Genomic DNA, 14304 nt, shown 5'->3' with positions numbered 1-14304 from the left:
ACATGCTCCCGGCGGGCCCCGGCGTTACGTTGGCTGCGACGGCGGAAGGGCGCGAGGCGGGAGATCGCCATGGGCCTGCGGCAGTGGATCGACGGCTGGCCGGTGTACCGGCAGCTCACCGGCGACGACGCGCTGGGCCGGGGCAGCGCCGCACGCTCGCGCGGCACCGAGCGCCTGTCCGCCCGTACCGAGCAGGCCGACCGGGTCGTACGGTCCGTGTGCCCGTACTGTGCCGTGGGCTGCGGCCAGCGGGTCTACGTCAAGGACGAGAAGGTCACGCAGATCGAGGGCGACCCGGACTCACCCGTCTCCCGCGGCCGGCTGTGCCCGAAGGGCGCGGCCAGCAAGCAGCTGGTGACCGGCCCCGGCCGGATCAGCGCCGTCCTCCACCGGCCCGCGCACGGCACGGGGTGGGAGCGGATCCCGCTCGACCGTGCCATGGACATGATCGCCGACCGGGTCATCAGGACCCGCCGGCAGACCTGGCAGGACACGCATCGGGGGGTTCCCGTCCGGCGCACGCTCGGCATCGCCTCGCTCGGCGGAGCGACGCTGGACAACGAAGAGAACTACCTGATGAAGAAGCTCTACACGGCCCTGGGCGCGATCCAGATCGAGAACCAGGCGCGGATTTGACACTCCGCCACGGTTCCCGGTCTGGGGACCTCGTTCGGCCGTGGCGGAGCCACGACGTTCCAGCAGGATCTGGCCCGAGCCGACTGCATCGTCATCCAGGGTTCGAACATGGCCGAGTGCCATCCGGTCGGTTTCCAGTGGGTGATGGAGGCCAAGGAACGGGGCGCCACGATCATCCACGTCGACCCCCGCTTCACCCGCACCAGCGCGCTGGCGGACGTCCATGTGCCGCTGCGGGCCGGGACGGACATCGCTTTCCTCGGCGCCCTCATCAACCATGTGCTGAGCAACGGCAAGGACTTCCGCGAGTACGTGGTCGCCTACACCAACGCGCCGGCGATCCTGCGGGAGGACTTCGCCGACACCGAGGACCTGGACGGGCTGTTCTCCGGCTTCGCGCCGGACAGCCACCACTACGAGACGACCAGCTGGATGTACGAGGGCGCGCAGGCCTCGGCCGCGGCCGGCGACCGGGACCGGTGGACGGCACCGGGGGGCGACGGCGAGAAGGACACGGCCGCCCGGCAGCACGGAGGCAGGGAGCAGCGCGAGACCGCCCGCGCGGAGTCGTACGGCGCGGGCGGCCCCGCCCTGGACTCGCAGCCGGCGATGGACCCGACGCTGCGCCACCCCCGCTGCGTGTACCAGGTGCTCAAGCGGCACTTCGCGCGCTACACGCCGGAGCTGGTCGAGGACGTCTGCGGCATCCCCCGCGAGCTGTTCGCCCGGGTGGCCGAGGCGATCACCGCAAACTCGGGACGCGAACGCACCACCGCGCTGTGCTACTCCGTCGGCTGGACCCAGCACACCGTCGGGGTGCAGTACATCCGTACCGCCTCCATCCTTCAGGCGTTGCTGGGCAACATAGGGCGACCGGGCGGCGGCATCCTGGCACTGCGCGGCCATGCCAGCATCCAGGGCTCCACGGACGTCCCCACGCTGTTCGACCTGCTGCCCGGCTACATCCCCATGCCGCACGCCCACCAGCACCAGGACCTGGACGCGTTCGTGGCCGCGGACGCCGGCACGACCGGCTTCTGGGGCAACATGCGCGCGTACGTGGTGAGTCTGCTCAAGGCGTGGTGGGGGGAAGCGGCCACCGAGGAGAACGACTTCCGCTTCGACTGGCTGCCGCGGCTGACCGGCGACCACGGCACCTACCGGACGGTGCTCAACCAGATCTCGGGCGAGTGCAAGGGGTACTTCCTCGTCGGGGAGAACCCGGCGGTCGGTTCGGCCAACGGCAAGCTGCAGCGGCTGGGCCTGGCGAACCTGGACTGGCTGGTGGTGCGGGACCTGCGGATGATCGAGAGCGCGACCTTCTGGAAGGACGGGCCGGAGATCGAGACCGGCGAGCTGCGCACCGAGGAGATCCCGACGGAGGTGTTCTTCCTGCCGGCCGCGGCGCACACGGAGAAGGACGGCAGCTTCACCAACACCCAGCGGCTGCTGCAGTGGCACCACGCGGCCCTCGCCCCGCCGGGGGACGCCCGCAGCGACCTGTGGTTCTACTACCACCTCGGCCGGATCATCCGGGAGAAGCTCAGCGGCTCCACCGACCCGCGCGACCGCCCGCTGCTCGACCTCACCTGGGACTATCCGACCGAAGGGCCGCTGGCCGAACCGAGCGCCGACGCCGTGCAGGCCGAGATCAACGGATACAGGCCGGACGGGCTGCCGCTGTCGACGTCGACCCAGCTGCGGGACGACGGCTCCACCGCCTGCGGAGTCTGGATCTACTGCGGGGTGCGCGCCGACGGGCACAACCACGCGGCGAACCGCCGGCCGCGCCGGGAACAGGGCCGCGTCGCCCCCGACTGGGGCTGGGCATGGCCCGCCAACCGCCGCATCCTCTACAACCGGGCGTCGGCCGATCCCGAGGGAAGGCCGTGGAGCGAACGCAAGCGGTACGTGTGGTGGGACGCCGGGCAGGGCCGGTGGACCGGGGAGGACGTCCCGGACTTCGAGGTGGACAAGCCGCCCGGCTACCGGCCGCCGCCGGGCGCGAAAGCCCAGGACGCCCTGGCCGGCACCGACCCGTTCATCATGCAGAGCGACGGCCGCGCCTGGCTGTTCGCGCCGGCCGGGCTGGCCGACGGTCCCCTGCCCGCGCACTACGAACCGTATGAGTCGCCGGTGGACAACCCCCTGTACGGGCAGCAGACGAACCCGGCGCTCCAGGCCCACGACCGCCCGGCCAACCGCTACCACCCGGCCGCCGGCCAGGTGTATCCGTACGCGTTCACCACCTACCGGCTCACCGAGCACCACACGGCCGGTGGCATGAGCCGTACTCTGCCCTATCTCTCCGAGTTGCAGCCGGAGTTCTTCTGCGAGGTCTCGCCCGCACTCGCCGCGGAGCGCGGCCTGGAGCACCTGGGCTGGGCGACCATCACCACGGCCCGCACAGCCGTCGAGGCGAGGGTGCTGGTGACCGAGCGGATCAGACCACTGCGGGTCCGGGGCCGCACCATCCACCAGGTGGGTCTCCCCTACCACTGGGGCCGGGAGGGACTGTCCACGGGTGACGCGGCGAACGACCTGCTGTCCGTGGTGCTGGACCCGAACGTGCGCATCCAGGAGTCCAAGGCGGCCACCTGTGACATCCGGCCCGGCAGACGTCCAAGGGGTCCGGCGCTGCGGGCCCATGTGGCGGCGTACCGGCGGCGCGCGGGGCTGCCCGACGACATACCGCCGAGCACCGGAGAGGGGCAGTGATGACCTCCGACCGCAACAGCCTGTCCGGCCCGCTGGCCGACCCCAGCGCGGACGCGGGTTATCCGGACACCCACCCGCCCCGGATGGGGTTCTTCACGGACACCTCCGTCTGCATCGGCTGCAAAGCGTGCCAGGTGGCGTGCAAGGAGTGGAACCTCGTTCCGGCGGAGACCGGGGAACTCGACCTGCTGGGGCAGTCGTTCGACAACACGGGCGCGCTGGGCGCCGACAACTGGCGGCACGTGGCGTTCATCGAGCAGAGGATCGAGCAGCCGGCCGCACCCTCACCGGACCGGCCGCCGGTCGATCTGGGCATGCCGGCCATGGGGCCGCCCGAGCCCGGGGTGGAGGCCGCGGAAGGCCAGGTGCGCTGGCTGATGTCCAGTGACGTGTGCAAGCACTGCACCCACGCCGCCTGTCTGGACGTCTGCCCGACCGGGTCGCTGTTCCGCACCGAGTTCGGCACCGTGGTGGTGCAGGAGGACATCTGCAACGGCTGCGGGTACTGCGTGCCGGCATGCCCGTACGGGGTGATCGACATCCGCCCCGGCGACGGCCGGGCCTTCAAGTGCACCCTCTGCTACGACCGGTTGGGGGCGGGCCGGGAGCCGGCCTGCGCCCAGGCCTGCCCGACCGACTCCATCCAGTTCGGTCCCCTGGAGGAACTGCGCGAGCGGGCCGACCGGCGGGTGACCGAGCTGCACGAGCGCGGGGTGGACGAGGCACGGCTGTACGGCCGGGATCCGCAGGACGGCGTCGGCGGTGACGGCGCGTTCTTCCTGCTGCTGGACGAGCCCGAGGTGTACGGGCTGCCGCCGGACCCGGTGGTCACCACCCGTGACCTGCCGTCGATGTGGCGGCACGCGGCGGCGGCCGCCGTCGGTGTGGCGGTGAGCGTGGCGCTGTCCTTCCTGGAGCGGGGGTCCTTTGGCAGGAGGAAGCCGTGACGGACAGCGGTGGGCGGGAGCGGCCCATGGTCGCGCGCGCGGAGTTCCGGTCGTACTATGGCCGGCCGATCCTCAAGCGTCCCACCTGGAAGGTGCCGGACGTGCCGGGGTATCTGTTCCTCGGAGGAACGGCCGGTGCGGCGGCGTCCATGGCCGCGGTGGCCGAGCTGACCGGGCGTCGGGAACTGGCCGGGGCGGGCCGGTGGGTCGCCGCCGCCGCGTCGGTGACCAGCGTCGCCGCCCTGGTCCATGACCTCGGCCGCCCCGAGCGCTTCACGCACATGCTGCGCGTCCTCAAGCCCACCTCGCCGCTGTCGGTGGGCTCCTGGATCCTCGCGCCGTTCTCCGCGCTCGCCACCGCCTCGGCCGCCTCGCAGGCCACCGGACGGCTGCCGCGGCTCGGCCGGCTCGCCGGACTCGGCTCCGGCGCGCTGGGGCCGGCGATGTGCACCTACACCGCGGTGCTGCTGTCCGACACCGCGGTGCCGGCGTGGCACGAGGCGTATCCGGAGTTGCCGTACGTGTTCGCGGGCAGCGCGCTGACCAGTGCCGCGGGTGCCGCACTGCTCTGCGCGCCCGGCGCGGACCACGGACCGCCGACCCGGATGGGTCTCCTCGGCACGGCGCTGGAACTCGCCGCGATGCGCCGCATCGGGCGGCGGCTCGGGCTGGTCGGTGAGCCCTACGTCACGGGCCGGCCCGGCCGGCTGCTGACCCTGAGCAAGGGCCTGGCCGCGGCCGGGGCGGGATTGTCACTTCTCGCGGATCGCCGGGCGGCCCCGCTTCTGGCCGGAGCGTCCTACCTGGCTGCGGGACTGTGCACGCGGTTCGGAGTCTTCGCGGCAGGGATGGCGTCCGCCGAGGACCCGGCGTACGTCGTGACGCCACAGCGCCGGCATCTCGAGCGGGGCCAGGGCGGGGCGACCGGGGACCGGTGAAGGCTCACGGCGTCGACCGGCCCGCCTGCGGCATGCGGTCGCGGAGTCATTGATGGCCTGACGCTCCTTCTCGCCTCGGCAAACGGCGCAGGCGAACGTCGGGTTGGCGAGCTTGGACCGCGCCTCCCCGAGGAAATGGCTTGCAGGCGCGCGAATTGCCGGCCTACGGTGTTGTTCATGGGTTCCCTGTGACAGTCCCCGTGCGACCGCGTTGAGCTCGGCTCCGCTGTCGCGCGTTCTCATCCGCGCTTCCGCACTCCCCTGATGCCGCCTGTCCGGCGTGCCGCGGAGTGTTCCGGCGTGCGCGGATACGTCCGTCCACCCGTGCCGATCGGTCGGCCGAGAGAACAGGGGACTCCATGCTCACCGCGCAACTGTCTCTGCAGAACGTCACCCGCCGCTACAACGACCATGTCGTGTTGGACGACGTGTCCTTCAGCCTCAAGCCGGGTGAGAAGGCCGGCATCATCGGCGACAACGGGGCCGGAAAATCCACCCTGCTGCGGCTGATCGCCGGGCACGACCGGCCCGACAACGGCGAGCTGACCGTGATCGCTCCAGGCGGCCTGGGTCATCTCCCCCAGTCGCTGGCTCTGCCTCCCGAGGCCCGCGTCCAGGACGCGGTCGATGTCGCTCTCGCCGGTCTGCGTGATCTCGAAGCGCGGATGCGTCAGGCCGAAGCCGGGCTCAAGAGCTTGGCGGGAGCGGAACTCACCGCCCGCTGGACGCCTACTCTCATCTGGTCGCCCAGTACGAGGCGCGCGCCGGCTACGAGGCGGATGCCCGGGTGGACATCGCCCTGCACGGGCTCGGTCTGCCGGGCCTGGCCCGGGACAGAACCCTGGGCACGCTGTCGGGCGGTGAGCGGTCACGGCTGGCGCTGGCCGCCACGCTGGCGTCCCAGCCGGAGCTGTTACTGCTGGACGAGCCGACCAACGATCTGGATGACCAGGCGGTGCGCTGGCTGGAGGCGCACCTGCGGGCTCATCGCGGCACGGTGCTCGCGGTCACTCATGACCGGGTGTTCCTGGAACGGGTCACCACCACGATCCTGGAGGTCGGTGAGGGCAAGGTGACGCGTTACGGCGACGGCTACGACGGCTACCTCGCGGCCAAGGCCGCCGAGCGGCGGCGCCGTCTGCAGGAGTACGCGGACTGGTGCGCGGAACTGGCCCGCAACCAGAAGCTGGCCGCCTCGAACGTGTCACGGCTGGAGGCCATCCCGCGCAAGCTGCCGTTTGCCGTGTTCGGCCACGGTGCCTTCCGTACCCGCAGCCGTGGTCACGGGGCGATGGGCCGTATCCGCAACGCGAAGGAGCGTGTCGAACGGCTGACGGCCCATCCTGTCGCGCCGCCGCCCGAGCCGCTGGTTCTCGCCGCACGCATGACCACCGCCGACGGACAGACGTCGCAGGCGGCGGCGGAACTCACCGGCGTCCGTGTCGGGGACCGGCTGCACGTGCCGTCGCTGCGGATCGGCGGCGAGGAGCGGCTGTTGGTCACCGGGCCCAACGGGGCGGGCAAGACGACCCTGATGCGGGTGCTGGCGGGTGAACTGCGGCCCGATGAGGGGACGGTGAGCACGCGGGGCCGAGTCGGGCACTTGAGGCAGGAGGAAACACCGTGGCCGCCCGGCCTGACGGTCCCGCAGGCGTTCGCCGACGGCCGCGGGGGCGACCTGGATGAGCACACCGATCACCTCCTGTCCCTCGGCTTGTTCGGCCCCGCCGACCTGCGCCTGAAAGTGAGCGAGCTCTCCTACGGACAGCGGCGCCGGATCGAACTGGCCCGCCTGGTCGGCGAACCCGTCGACCTGCTGCTGCTGGACGAGCCCACCAACCATCTCTCCCCGGCCCTGGTCGAGGAACTGGAAGGAGCCCTGACCGGCTACCAAGGCGCGATCGTCATCGTCACCCACGACCGCCGCACGCGCACCCGCTTCACCGGCAGGCACCTGGAACTGAAGGCCGGCCACGTCGCGCAGCTTCAGGAGGCCGCAGTTCCGGGGTGCTGACGCGCGGGCGGGGGGGTGTCGGTGTGGGTGGGGCGGAGGTGTACGACGGCGTCGAGGCCACCGCCGGGGGCGGCTTCCAGTGTGATGTGGCCGCCGCCGGCGCGGGTGAGTTGTTCGACGATGGGCAGGCCGAGGCCGGTGCCGTCGTGGTGGATGCCGGAAGGGGAGCGCGCAGGGCGTTGGCGAGCAGGTTGTCGATTGATCTGTTCCACCAAGGCGTCGAGGTCGGCGGCTTCGGGCGTGGTGGCGGTGGCCTCAAGGCGGGCCAGGGAGAGCAGTCCTTGGAGCATGCGGCCGAGGCGTTCGGTCTCACCGATGGCCTCCTCCAGGCTGTCGTGGACGGCGGGGTCGATCCACACCCCCTCGCCGACGAACCGCACCTTGCCGAGCCGGCCAGCTCACCGGCACCGGGGAACGTCGTGACCCGGTGCCACGGCCGCGTCGTCCCATCGGTACGGCATCGGCCGCAGCCCATCGGCGGCGTGCTCGTACCCGGTCGCCCACGCCTCGCCCGGCCCGCGGGCGGCGAGATCGGACACGGTCATCGGCGGGGCCGCCGCCGGCACCGGCAGCGCCGACCAGCTCGGTGTCGCCGGCCGCGGCCGGCGACACCACCGCGGCACACGCGATCGCAAGGCTGACGACCGCACGGTGACCGTTCACAAGACCGACCCAGAACGTGGAGGTCGCTCAGCGTATGGGCGCTCGCTCACCCACCCTGACCGTGGACCACGAGTCAGCGGACACGGCCTAGCTTGTCCAACTGTGGGCCACGTCCACCACGATCCGGTCGTCCGCCTGGATCACACGGAACGGCAGTCGGGCGCGCACACCGAGACCGACCTGCGTCTGGCCCTCGAAGGTGCCGCCGAACCGGGTGTCCCGGAAGGTGCGGTACCCGCTGATGTTCACGCCTGGCAGGGACTTGCCCACCTCGCCCGGGTAGGACGGCACGCCGGCCTCCAGGTTGTAGCTCCACGCGCCGACGCGGATGTCGAGGATCGCCCCGCCGGCGACCGGTATGTACTCGCCCGAGGGGTCCGCGTAGAACCGGTCCACGTACTGGACGTGGTAGCCGATCTGGTCGCCGCCGCCGGGCACGTCGAACACGATGCGGTCGTAGCACTCGTGCTGTCCGGTCCTGATGTCCTCCAGGTGATCGGCCCCCATGGCGGCACCGCCCTTCGCGCCGCTGCCCCAGCCCGTCGGGCAGGCAGCCGCCGCGCGTGAGCCCTCCGCCGGGGCCGCGCCCGCGGTGGTCGCCGCCGTCCCCAGCGTGGCGCCCGCGAGCGCGAGCACCGCCAGTGCCGCTCCGATACGTCGCATCATGTCCCCCTCGGTCGCGCTTGGTCGCGCTTGGTCACGTAACTCTGACGCCGGGTCAGACGGCCTGCGCCGCCGGGAGGTTGTACGCAAGGCCTGGGGCACATAGGGAATCTTGTCGTCCGCTCGGGTGCCTATCGGGAGGGAGTGAGCGGCAGGGCGTCCTTGTAGGCGTTCACCGGCCGGGCGACCTTCTTGACGGTACGGGCGTCGAGCGCGGCCGGCGCGGACTTCGTGCCCAAAGTCCCGCCGGGGTGCCAGGTGCCCGTGACCGACACCCAGGTATTGGCGGGCGGGGCTGGCGTGCCGTGGATCCGCACCTTGACGAACTGGGCGTCCGCCGCGCAGCACATGAAGATGGTCCGGGTCAGATACCAGCCGTCACCCCGCTTGCCGGGCGTGACGAAACCGATCATCCGGACACTGCGTCCCTTGATGGCCTGCTCGCGGTCCTGCTGCACCCGACTGGTGTACTCGGTGAGGGTCATCGGGACCGGAGAGGTATCGGGCAGCGGATCGAAGTGTTCCTGGTCCGTGACCGCCTTGGCCGCCTCACGGGAGGCGGTGTACGCGCCGAGGGACGGTGGGGCGTAGAACAGCAGACTCAGCGCGGGGAGGAACAGCAGCCACGCGACATGCGGCACGGCGGAGTGGTCGTGCCCATGGCCGTGACCACGGTCGCTGTCGTCGTGCCCCCCGGGCTCACCATGCCCCACTCCCCCGCCCGGCCTGCGGTGCGACCACGCCTCGGCCACTCCCAACAGGAGCAGCAGCGCTCCCGACGCGACCAGTATGAAACGCATCCCCTCCTTCACATACCTGAGGTACAGGTCGGTGAAGAGCGAGCCGTACAGCAGGCCGAGGCCCATGAGGAGGAGCAGGATCACCTGCAGGGGCCGTTTCACAGCAGCATCCCTCCGACCAGCACGCTGCACAGAACCGCGACGACGGCCGTGGCAGCGGAGAAACGGAGCGCGAAGGCCCGGCCGAACGCTCCCGTCTGAAGGGCGATCAGCTTCAGGTCGACCATCGGCCCGACCACCATGAACGTCAGCTGGGCGAGAGGGGAGAAACCGGTGAGCGAGGCCGCGACGAACGCGTCGGCCTCGGAGCACACCGCGAGCACGATGGCGAGCACGGCAAGGAACAGCACCGACGTCCAGAGCGAGCCGGAGAACACGTCGAGGACGGATCGCGGGACCGCCACATTGAAGGTGGCGGCGGCCATGGCCCCCAGGACCACAAAACCGCCCGCGTGCAGGAAGTCGTGCTGGAAGCCGTACCGGAACTCCGTCCAGCGGCTGTGCCCCGGCTGGTGCCCGGTGTGCCGCACGATCGGCCGTAGCCACTCCTCGCGGCCCAGGACGAGCCACAGCCAGCCCATCACGGCGGCGGTGACGAGCGAGGCGAGCAGCCGGGCGACCACCATGGCCGGACTCCCGGGAAAGGCGATGGCCGTGGCGGTCAGTACGACGGGGTTGACGGCGGGCGCCGACAGCAGGAACGCGAAGGCGGCGGCCGGAGGGACGCCCCGGCCGATCAGGCTCTTCGCCACCGGTACCGACGCGCATTCACAGCCGGGCAGCACGACCCCCGCGGCTCCGGCGACCGGGACCGCGAGCACGGGCCGCCGCGGCAGCATCCGGCTGAACAGACGTTCCGGCACGAACGCGTTGATCGCGCCGGACAGGGCCGTTCCCAACAGCAGGAAGGGCAGCGCCTGCACGGTGATGGCGAGCCAGACGGTCCGCCATGCCTGCATGGCCGGCTCGTCCCCCCACCGGCCGATGACGAAGAGCGCCGTACCGGGAAGAGTGGCCGCCGCCAATAACAAGAGTGACCATGAGCGGGGCCGGCCCGCGGAAGCGTCATCGGCCGCCGCGGGAGCCGCGACAGCCGCCTTTGCCTCCTCGACCAGGTCACCTGACTTCTGCACGCCAACTCCGAATACCACGTTCACATCGAACACAACGGACTCCGGACCCCGCCCCTGTCCCGACGCGCCCGTCCGGCGCTCTGGTGGAGATCCGTATTCAAAGGCAGACCCTAGTCTCCCCATCAGTAACTTGAGGCACTGGCTCGGAACTTCCGGATGGTGACGCCCTTGGAGAACAAATTCGGCGCGTCCTCGGGCCGCTGTGTGGACATCGAGCACGAGGACGCCGCCTACTCAAAAGCGGGAGAGTCTGCACACGACGCTCCCGAGCAAGCGGTTCACGGGGAAGAAACCGAGCTGTCGGGAGTCGACGCTGACGGTGGCGTTGTCCCCGGCCAGGACGAGTCTCCCCGGCGGAACCGGTCGTCCGGTCAGTCCCACGAGCGCGGGGAAGCCAGTCGTGGGGACGGGGTCGCCCGGCAGGCAGACGACGCGTTTGATCATCCAGTGGCGGCCGGTGACGACGCGGGAGGACGCCGCCAGGGGCGGCGGCGCGGGAAACCTCGTGGCGTCGGGCGCCGGTTTCTCGACGACCACCACCTGCCCCGGCGTCAAGGAAGGGCGCCGGTGGACGAGCACCCGTTCACCATCGTGGTAGAGCGGTTCCATGCTCGCGCCGCGTACGGTGACGACCACCAGCCGCCGTCCGAGCGCCGCGTGCAGCGCCGCCCCGGCCAGGGTCAGTGAGGCGAGCAGGCCGCACGCGGCGGCCCACTCCGCACGGGCCCCGCCACCGGGCGCTCCGGGGCACCGGCGGGCGCCTTCCCGGCTCGCCGAGGCGGGCCTCATGCCGCACCGGTCACGGAGGTGGTGCCCGGCTCCGCGGGCCGATAGCCGGACGCCTGCAGTGCGAACAGCCGCGCGTATTCGCCCCGGGCCGCCATCAGGGAAGCGTGGTCACCCTGTTCGACGACACGGCCGTCGCGCAGGACGGCGATGATGTCCGCGTCCCGCACGGCGCCGAGCCGGTGGGAGATGAGCAGACTGGTGTGCCCCTGACGATGCCGTACGAGCGCGCTGTGGATCTCCTCCTCGGCCTGCGCGTCCAGACCGGCGGACGGCTCGTCGAGAATCATCAGGTCCCGGTCGTCGCGCAGCAGCGCACGGGCGAGGGCCAGGCGCTGCCACTGGCCGCCCGACAGCAGCACACCCGTCTCCGTGCCCCCGCCCTTCGCCTCCATGAAGAACATCCGGGACAGCAGTGTGTCGTACCCCCGGGATAGCCCCATGAGCGTTGGGTGCATCCCGGCCCGTTCCGCCGCCGCGCGGATGCGCCGGGGGTCGGACAGCGCCGTCAGGTCCCCGAGGGCGATGTTCTCGGCCGCGGTCATGTCGTACTCCATGTAGTCCTGGAACACCACGCTGATCCGTTCACGGATCTCCTTCACGTCGACGTCCCGGAAGTCCACGCCGTCCCAGAGGACGGCCCCCCTGGTGGGGTCGTACAGCCGGCAGATCAGCTTGACCAGCGTGGACTTGCCGGCTCCGTTCAGGCCCACGAGGGCCAGGGTCTTGCCGTGCGGAACATGGAGGTCGACGCCGCGCAGCACCCACGGGTGCGTGTCGGAGTAACGGAACCACACGTCCTGCAGGCGCAGTCCCCCGGCCAGGGCGGGCAGCGGACGGGGGTCGGGGGGCGGGGGCAGGTCCGGGCCCGCCGAGGTGACCACGAGATAGTGGTCGAACATGAGCAGTGCCTGGTGTGAGCGGGCCATTTCCCTGGCCGTGGCGACGAGGCCGCTCTGTACGCCCGCGACCGCCGCGATGAAGACCGTCACATCGCCCACGGACAAGGCGCCCGTCCGTGCTTCCCGGACGGCCCACAGCAGTCCCCCGCCCGCCATGAGGGCGGTGAGGAAGCCGAGTCCGGCCTGGGTCACGAGCTCCTTGCGGTCCAGGCGCCGCTTCGCCGCGTTCGTCGTGCGGCGCTCCGCCAGCATGCGTCCGCGGAGGAAGGCACCGGTGCCGAACAGCCGGATCTCCTTGGCCGCCTCGATGTCGGACAGGAGGTTCGTGTAGAAGAACTCCCGTCTCTCGGCGGGGCCGACGTCCCAGAAGACCCTCGCCCTCCGCCGCGAGAGCGCGATTTCCGCGGCCAGCGCCGGGAGCCCCGCCAGCATGACCAGGGTCGCCATCAGCGGGCTGAGCAGCACGAGGGATCCGACGAAGCCGAAGGCCGTGAGGAGGGAACGGGCCACGCCCAGGAGGCCGTCCACCGCCTGGCTGGGGCTCGTCCGGCCGGTTTGCTGGGCGAGCCGCAGGTGGTCCAGGAATTCCGGGTCTTCGAACCGGCCGATGCCCGAGAACCGTTCCACCGCGGCGAACAGCCGGTCCTGGGCGAGCAGACCCACCCTGCGGTCCATCTCCGCCCGCAGGTACTGCGCCGTCTGTGGTACCAAGGCCGCCACAAGCCCGGCCCCGGCGAGCCCCGTGCCCACCACCGCGAGGGTCCCGGCGGGGGCGTCGTGGAGCAGACTGTCCAGCAGGACCTTCGTCAGCCATGCGAGGGCCACCGGCAGCCCGCCCGCGGTCAGGGTGAGGAGGGCGTAGAGCGCCAGGGTGCCCGTTGCCGCCGCGGTGGCGAGGGAGCAGGCGGCGAGCCCGTGTTCCAGCCCGGCGCGGGGACCGGGGCTCATGTCAGCGCCGGGAAGGGCCGATCCAGCTCGATGTGGTTCTCCGCGACGACGAGCCGCCCGTCGTCCTCGGTCGTCACCCGCAGGAGCGTCGGGTAGGCGGCGGTCCCGAAGGCCGCGTGCAGGGGGCCCTCCCGGTTCTCGGCCACGACCCGGGCCACCGGCGAGAGACGCTCGATGAATTCCGCCCCCTCCTCCGCGCTGCCCACCACGACGGCGAGCACCCGGCTTCGTCCCCCGGGCAGGGACCGCGCGTACTCGGTGAACTTCGGCAGCTTGTCCTTGCAGGGCCGGCAGGTGGGTGAGAAGAAGGCCACCACGGTGTCCGCCGCCGTCAGCGCCGAACTCACCACATCGCCGTCGACCGATGTGGCGGTGAAGTCGCCGACTTCCTCGCCGACGGCCACGGTCACCGGCATGCCACCGGCACCCGCCAGGAGTTCGGTGTGCTCCCGCAGGCGTTTGACCACCCCGAGGGTGAGGACCAGGTCGACGAAGGCGATGGAGCCCACGAGTACCAGAACGGCGATCAGAACAGCCATGACGTCTCCTTCTTCGGTACGGCGGAAAGGCGGCGCCCGTTCGCGCTCCCCGGCGGGGGAGGTGCGGGCCGGAAGAGGTCGAGAATGTGGTCGGAGACCACCACCAGCCAGGCCAGCAGCAGGCCGGCGGCCACCGCCACGCTCGCTCCGTCGGCGCTCGTACGACCGTCGGCGGAGGAGGCCGCGGCTCCGGCGGCAGCGAGCACGGCGAGTGTGACGTTCCGTACGACGTGCCGGTGGCCGAGCGGTGTCCGCGAAACACCGAAGCACCGGCACGGCTCGTGTGCGCCCCGGCGTACGGCCCCGGCGATACCGAGCGCGAACGACAACAGCGTGCCGGCCGCCAGCCCCAGGCCGACGAGGGCGGCACGCTGCGCCGGAAAGGCGAGCAGCACACATATCAGGAATTCCACGGCGACGACCGCCGTGGCGACCGGCACGGCGAGTGCGTCTGGCAGAACACGCATGCCCCGCACCGAGACCACGAATTCTCTGAACGAAGCGCGACGGCTGACCTTGGTGAGAAAGGAGAGCAGGAATACTCCGCCCACGAGAAATCGTAGCCCCAGGGCCAGATACAGCACCGTTTACTCCTCAATGGAACACGTGGAAACCGC

General features: G+C 71.4%; 11 protein-coding genes and 1 pseudogene. 4 read left to right on the top strand and 8 right to left on the bottom strand.

What is annotated here, in order from left to right; translation table 11 throughout:
• The first annotated feature begins 69 nt into the window (after positions 1 to 69).
• The 4 genes and pseudogenes from fdh to NW895_RS39910 all read left to right on the top strand — a co-directional run bounded on the left by fdh (position 70) and on the right by NW895_RS39910 (position 7253).
• Complete coding sequence (gene fdh, locus NW895_RS39925) at positions 70 to 3354, top strand: formate dehydrogenase (protein WP_289942065.1); 3285 nt, start codon at positions 70 to 72, stop codon at positions 3352 to 3354.
• Positions 3354 to 4301, top strand: a complete 948-nt coding sequence (locus NW895_RS39920; RefSeq protein WP_289942064.1) for a 4Fe-4S dicluster domain-containing protein — start codon at positions 3354 to 3356, stop codon at positions 4299 to 4301. The genes fdh and NW895_RS39920 overlap by 1 nt, the downstream gene beginning before the upstream one ends.
• Positions 4298 to 5239: an NrfD/PsrC family molybdoenzyme membrane anchor subunit gene (gene nrfD, locus NW895_RS39915; RefSeq protein ID WP_289942063.1), complete on the top strand. Its 942-nt coding sequence runs from the start codon at positions 4298 to 4300 to the stop codon at positions 5237 to 5239. The genes NW895_RS39920 and nrfD overlap by 4 nt, the downstream gene beginning before the upstream one ends.
• A gap of 359 nt (positions 5240 to 5598) precedes the next feature.
• A pseudogene (locus NW895_RS39910) lies at positions 5599 to 7253 on the top strand (TlrC/CarA/OleB/SrmB family ABC-F type ribosomal protection protein).
• Here NW895_RS39910 and NW895_RS39905 read toward each other — a convergent pair.
• The 8 genes from NW895_RS39905 to NW895_RS39870 form a co-directional block, all read right to left on the bottom strand.
• Positions 7226 to 7633, bottom strand: coding sequence for an ATP-binding protein (locus NW895_RS39905; protein ID WP_289942062.1), 408 nt, complete (start codon positions 7631 to 7633; stop codon positions 7226 to 7228). The pseudogene NW895_RS39910 and the gene NW895_RS39905 overlap by 28 nt on opposite strands.
• Before the next feature lie 370 nt (positions 7634 to 8003).
• Entirely contained in the window at positions 8004 to 8579 is a 576-nt protein-coding gene (locus NW895_RS39900) for a hypothetical protein (RefSeq protein ID WP_289942112.1), read from the bottom strand.
• A 131-nt stretch (positions 8580 to 8710) separates the two neighbouring features.
• Entirely contained in the window at positions 8711 to 9481 is a 771-nt protein-coding gene (locus NW895_RS39895; RefSeq protein ID WP_289942061.1) for a TIGR03943 family protein, read from the bottom strand.
• Entirely contained in the window at positions 9478 to 10494 is a 1017-nt protein-coding gene (locus NW895_RS39890; RefSeq protein WP_289942111.1) for a permease, read from the bottom strand. The genes NW895_RS39895 and NW895_RS39890 overlap by 4 nt, the downstream gene beginning before the upstream one ends.
• A 252-nt stretch (positions 10495 to 10746) precedes the next feature.
• The gene (locus NW895_RS39885) at positions 10747 to 11301 is read right to left on the bottom strand and encodes a S26 family signal peptidase (protein ID WP_289942060.1); all 555 of its coding nucleotides are present in this window, start codon (positions 11299 to 11301) and stop codon (positions 10747 to 10749) included.
• Positions 11298 to 13148, bottom strand: a complete 1851-nt coding sequence (locus NW895_RS39880) for an ABC transporter ATP-binding protein (protein ID WP_289942059.1) — start codon at positions 13146 to 13148, stop codon at positions 11298 to 11300. The genes NW895_RS39885 and NW895_RS39880 overlap by 4 nt, the downstream gene beginning before the upstream one ends.
• On the bottom strand, positions 13145 to 13687 hold the full coding sequence (locus NW895_RS39875; RefSeq protein ID WP_289942058.1) for a redoxin domain-containing protein: 543 nt from the start codon (positions 13685 to 13687) through the stop codon (positions 13145 to 13147). The genes NW895_RS39880 and NW895_RS39875 overlap by 4 nt, the downstream gene beginning before the upstream one ends.
• Positions 13675 to 14271: a MauE/DoxX family redox-associated membrane protein gene (locus tag NW895_RS39870; RefSeq protein ID WP_354670162.1), complete on the bottom strand. Its 597-nt coding sequence runs from the start codon at positions 14269 to 14271 to the stop codon at positions 13675 to 13677. The genes NW895_RS39875 and NW895_RS39870 overlap by 13 nt, the downstream gene beginning before the upstream one ends.
• Between the last annotated feature and the right edge of the window lie 33 nt (positions 14272 to 14304).

Origin of the sequence: Streptomyces sp. S.PNR 29 (genome assembly GCF_030386795.1) — a bacterium.
Taxonomy (GTDB): Bacteria; Actinomycetota; Actinomycetes; order Streptomycetales; family Streptomycetaceae; genus Streptomyces.
The sequence above is the reverse complement of the archived record's forward strand: the minus strand, read 5'-3'. Positions and strand labels throughout refer to the sequence as shown.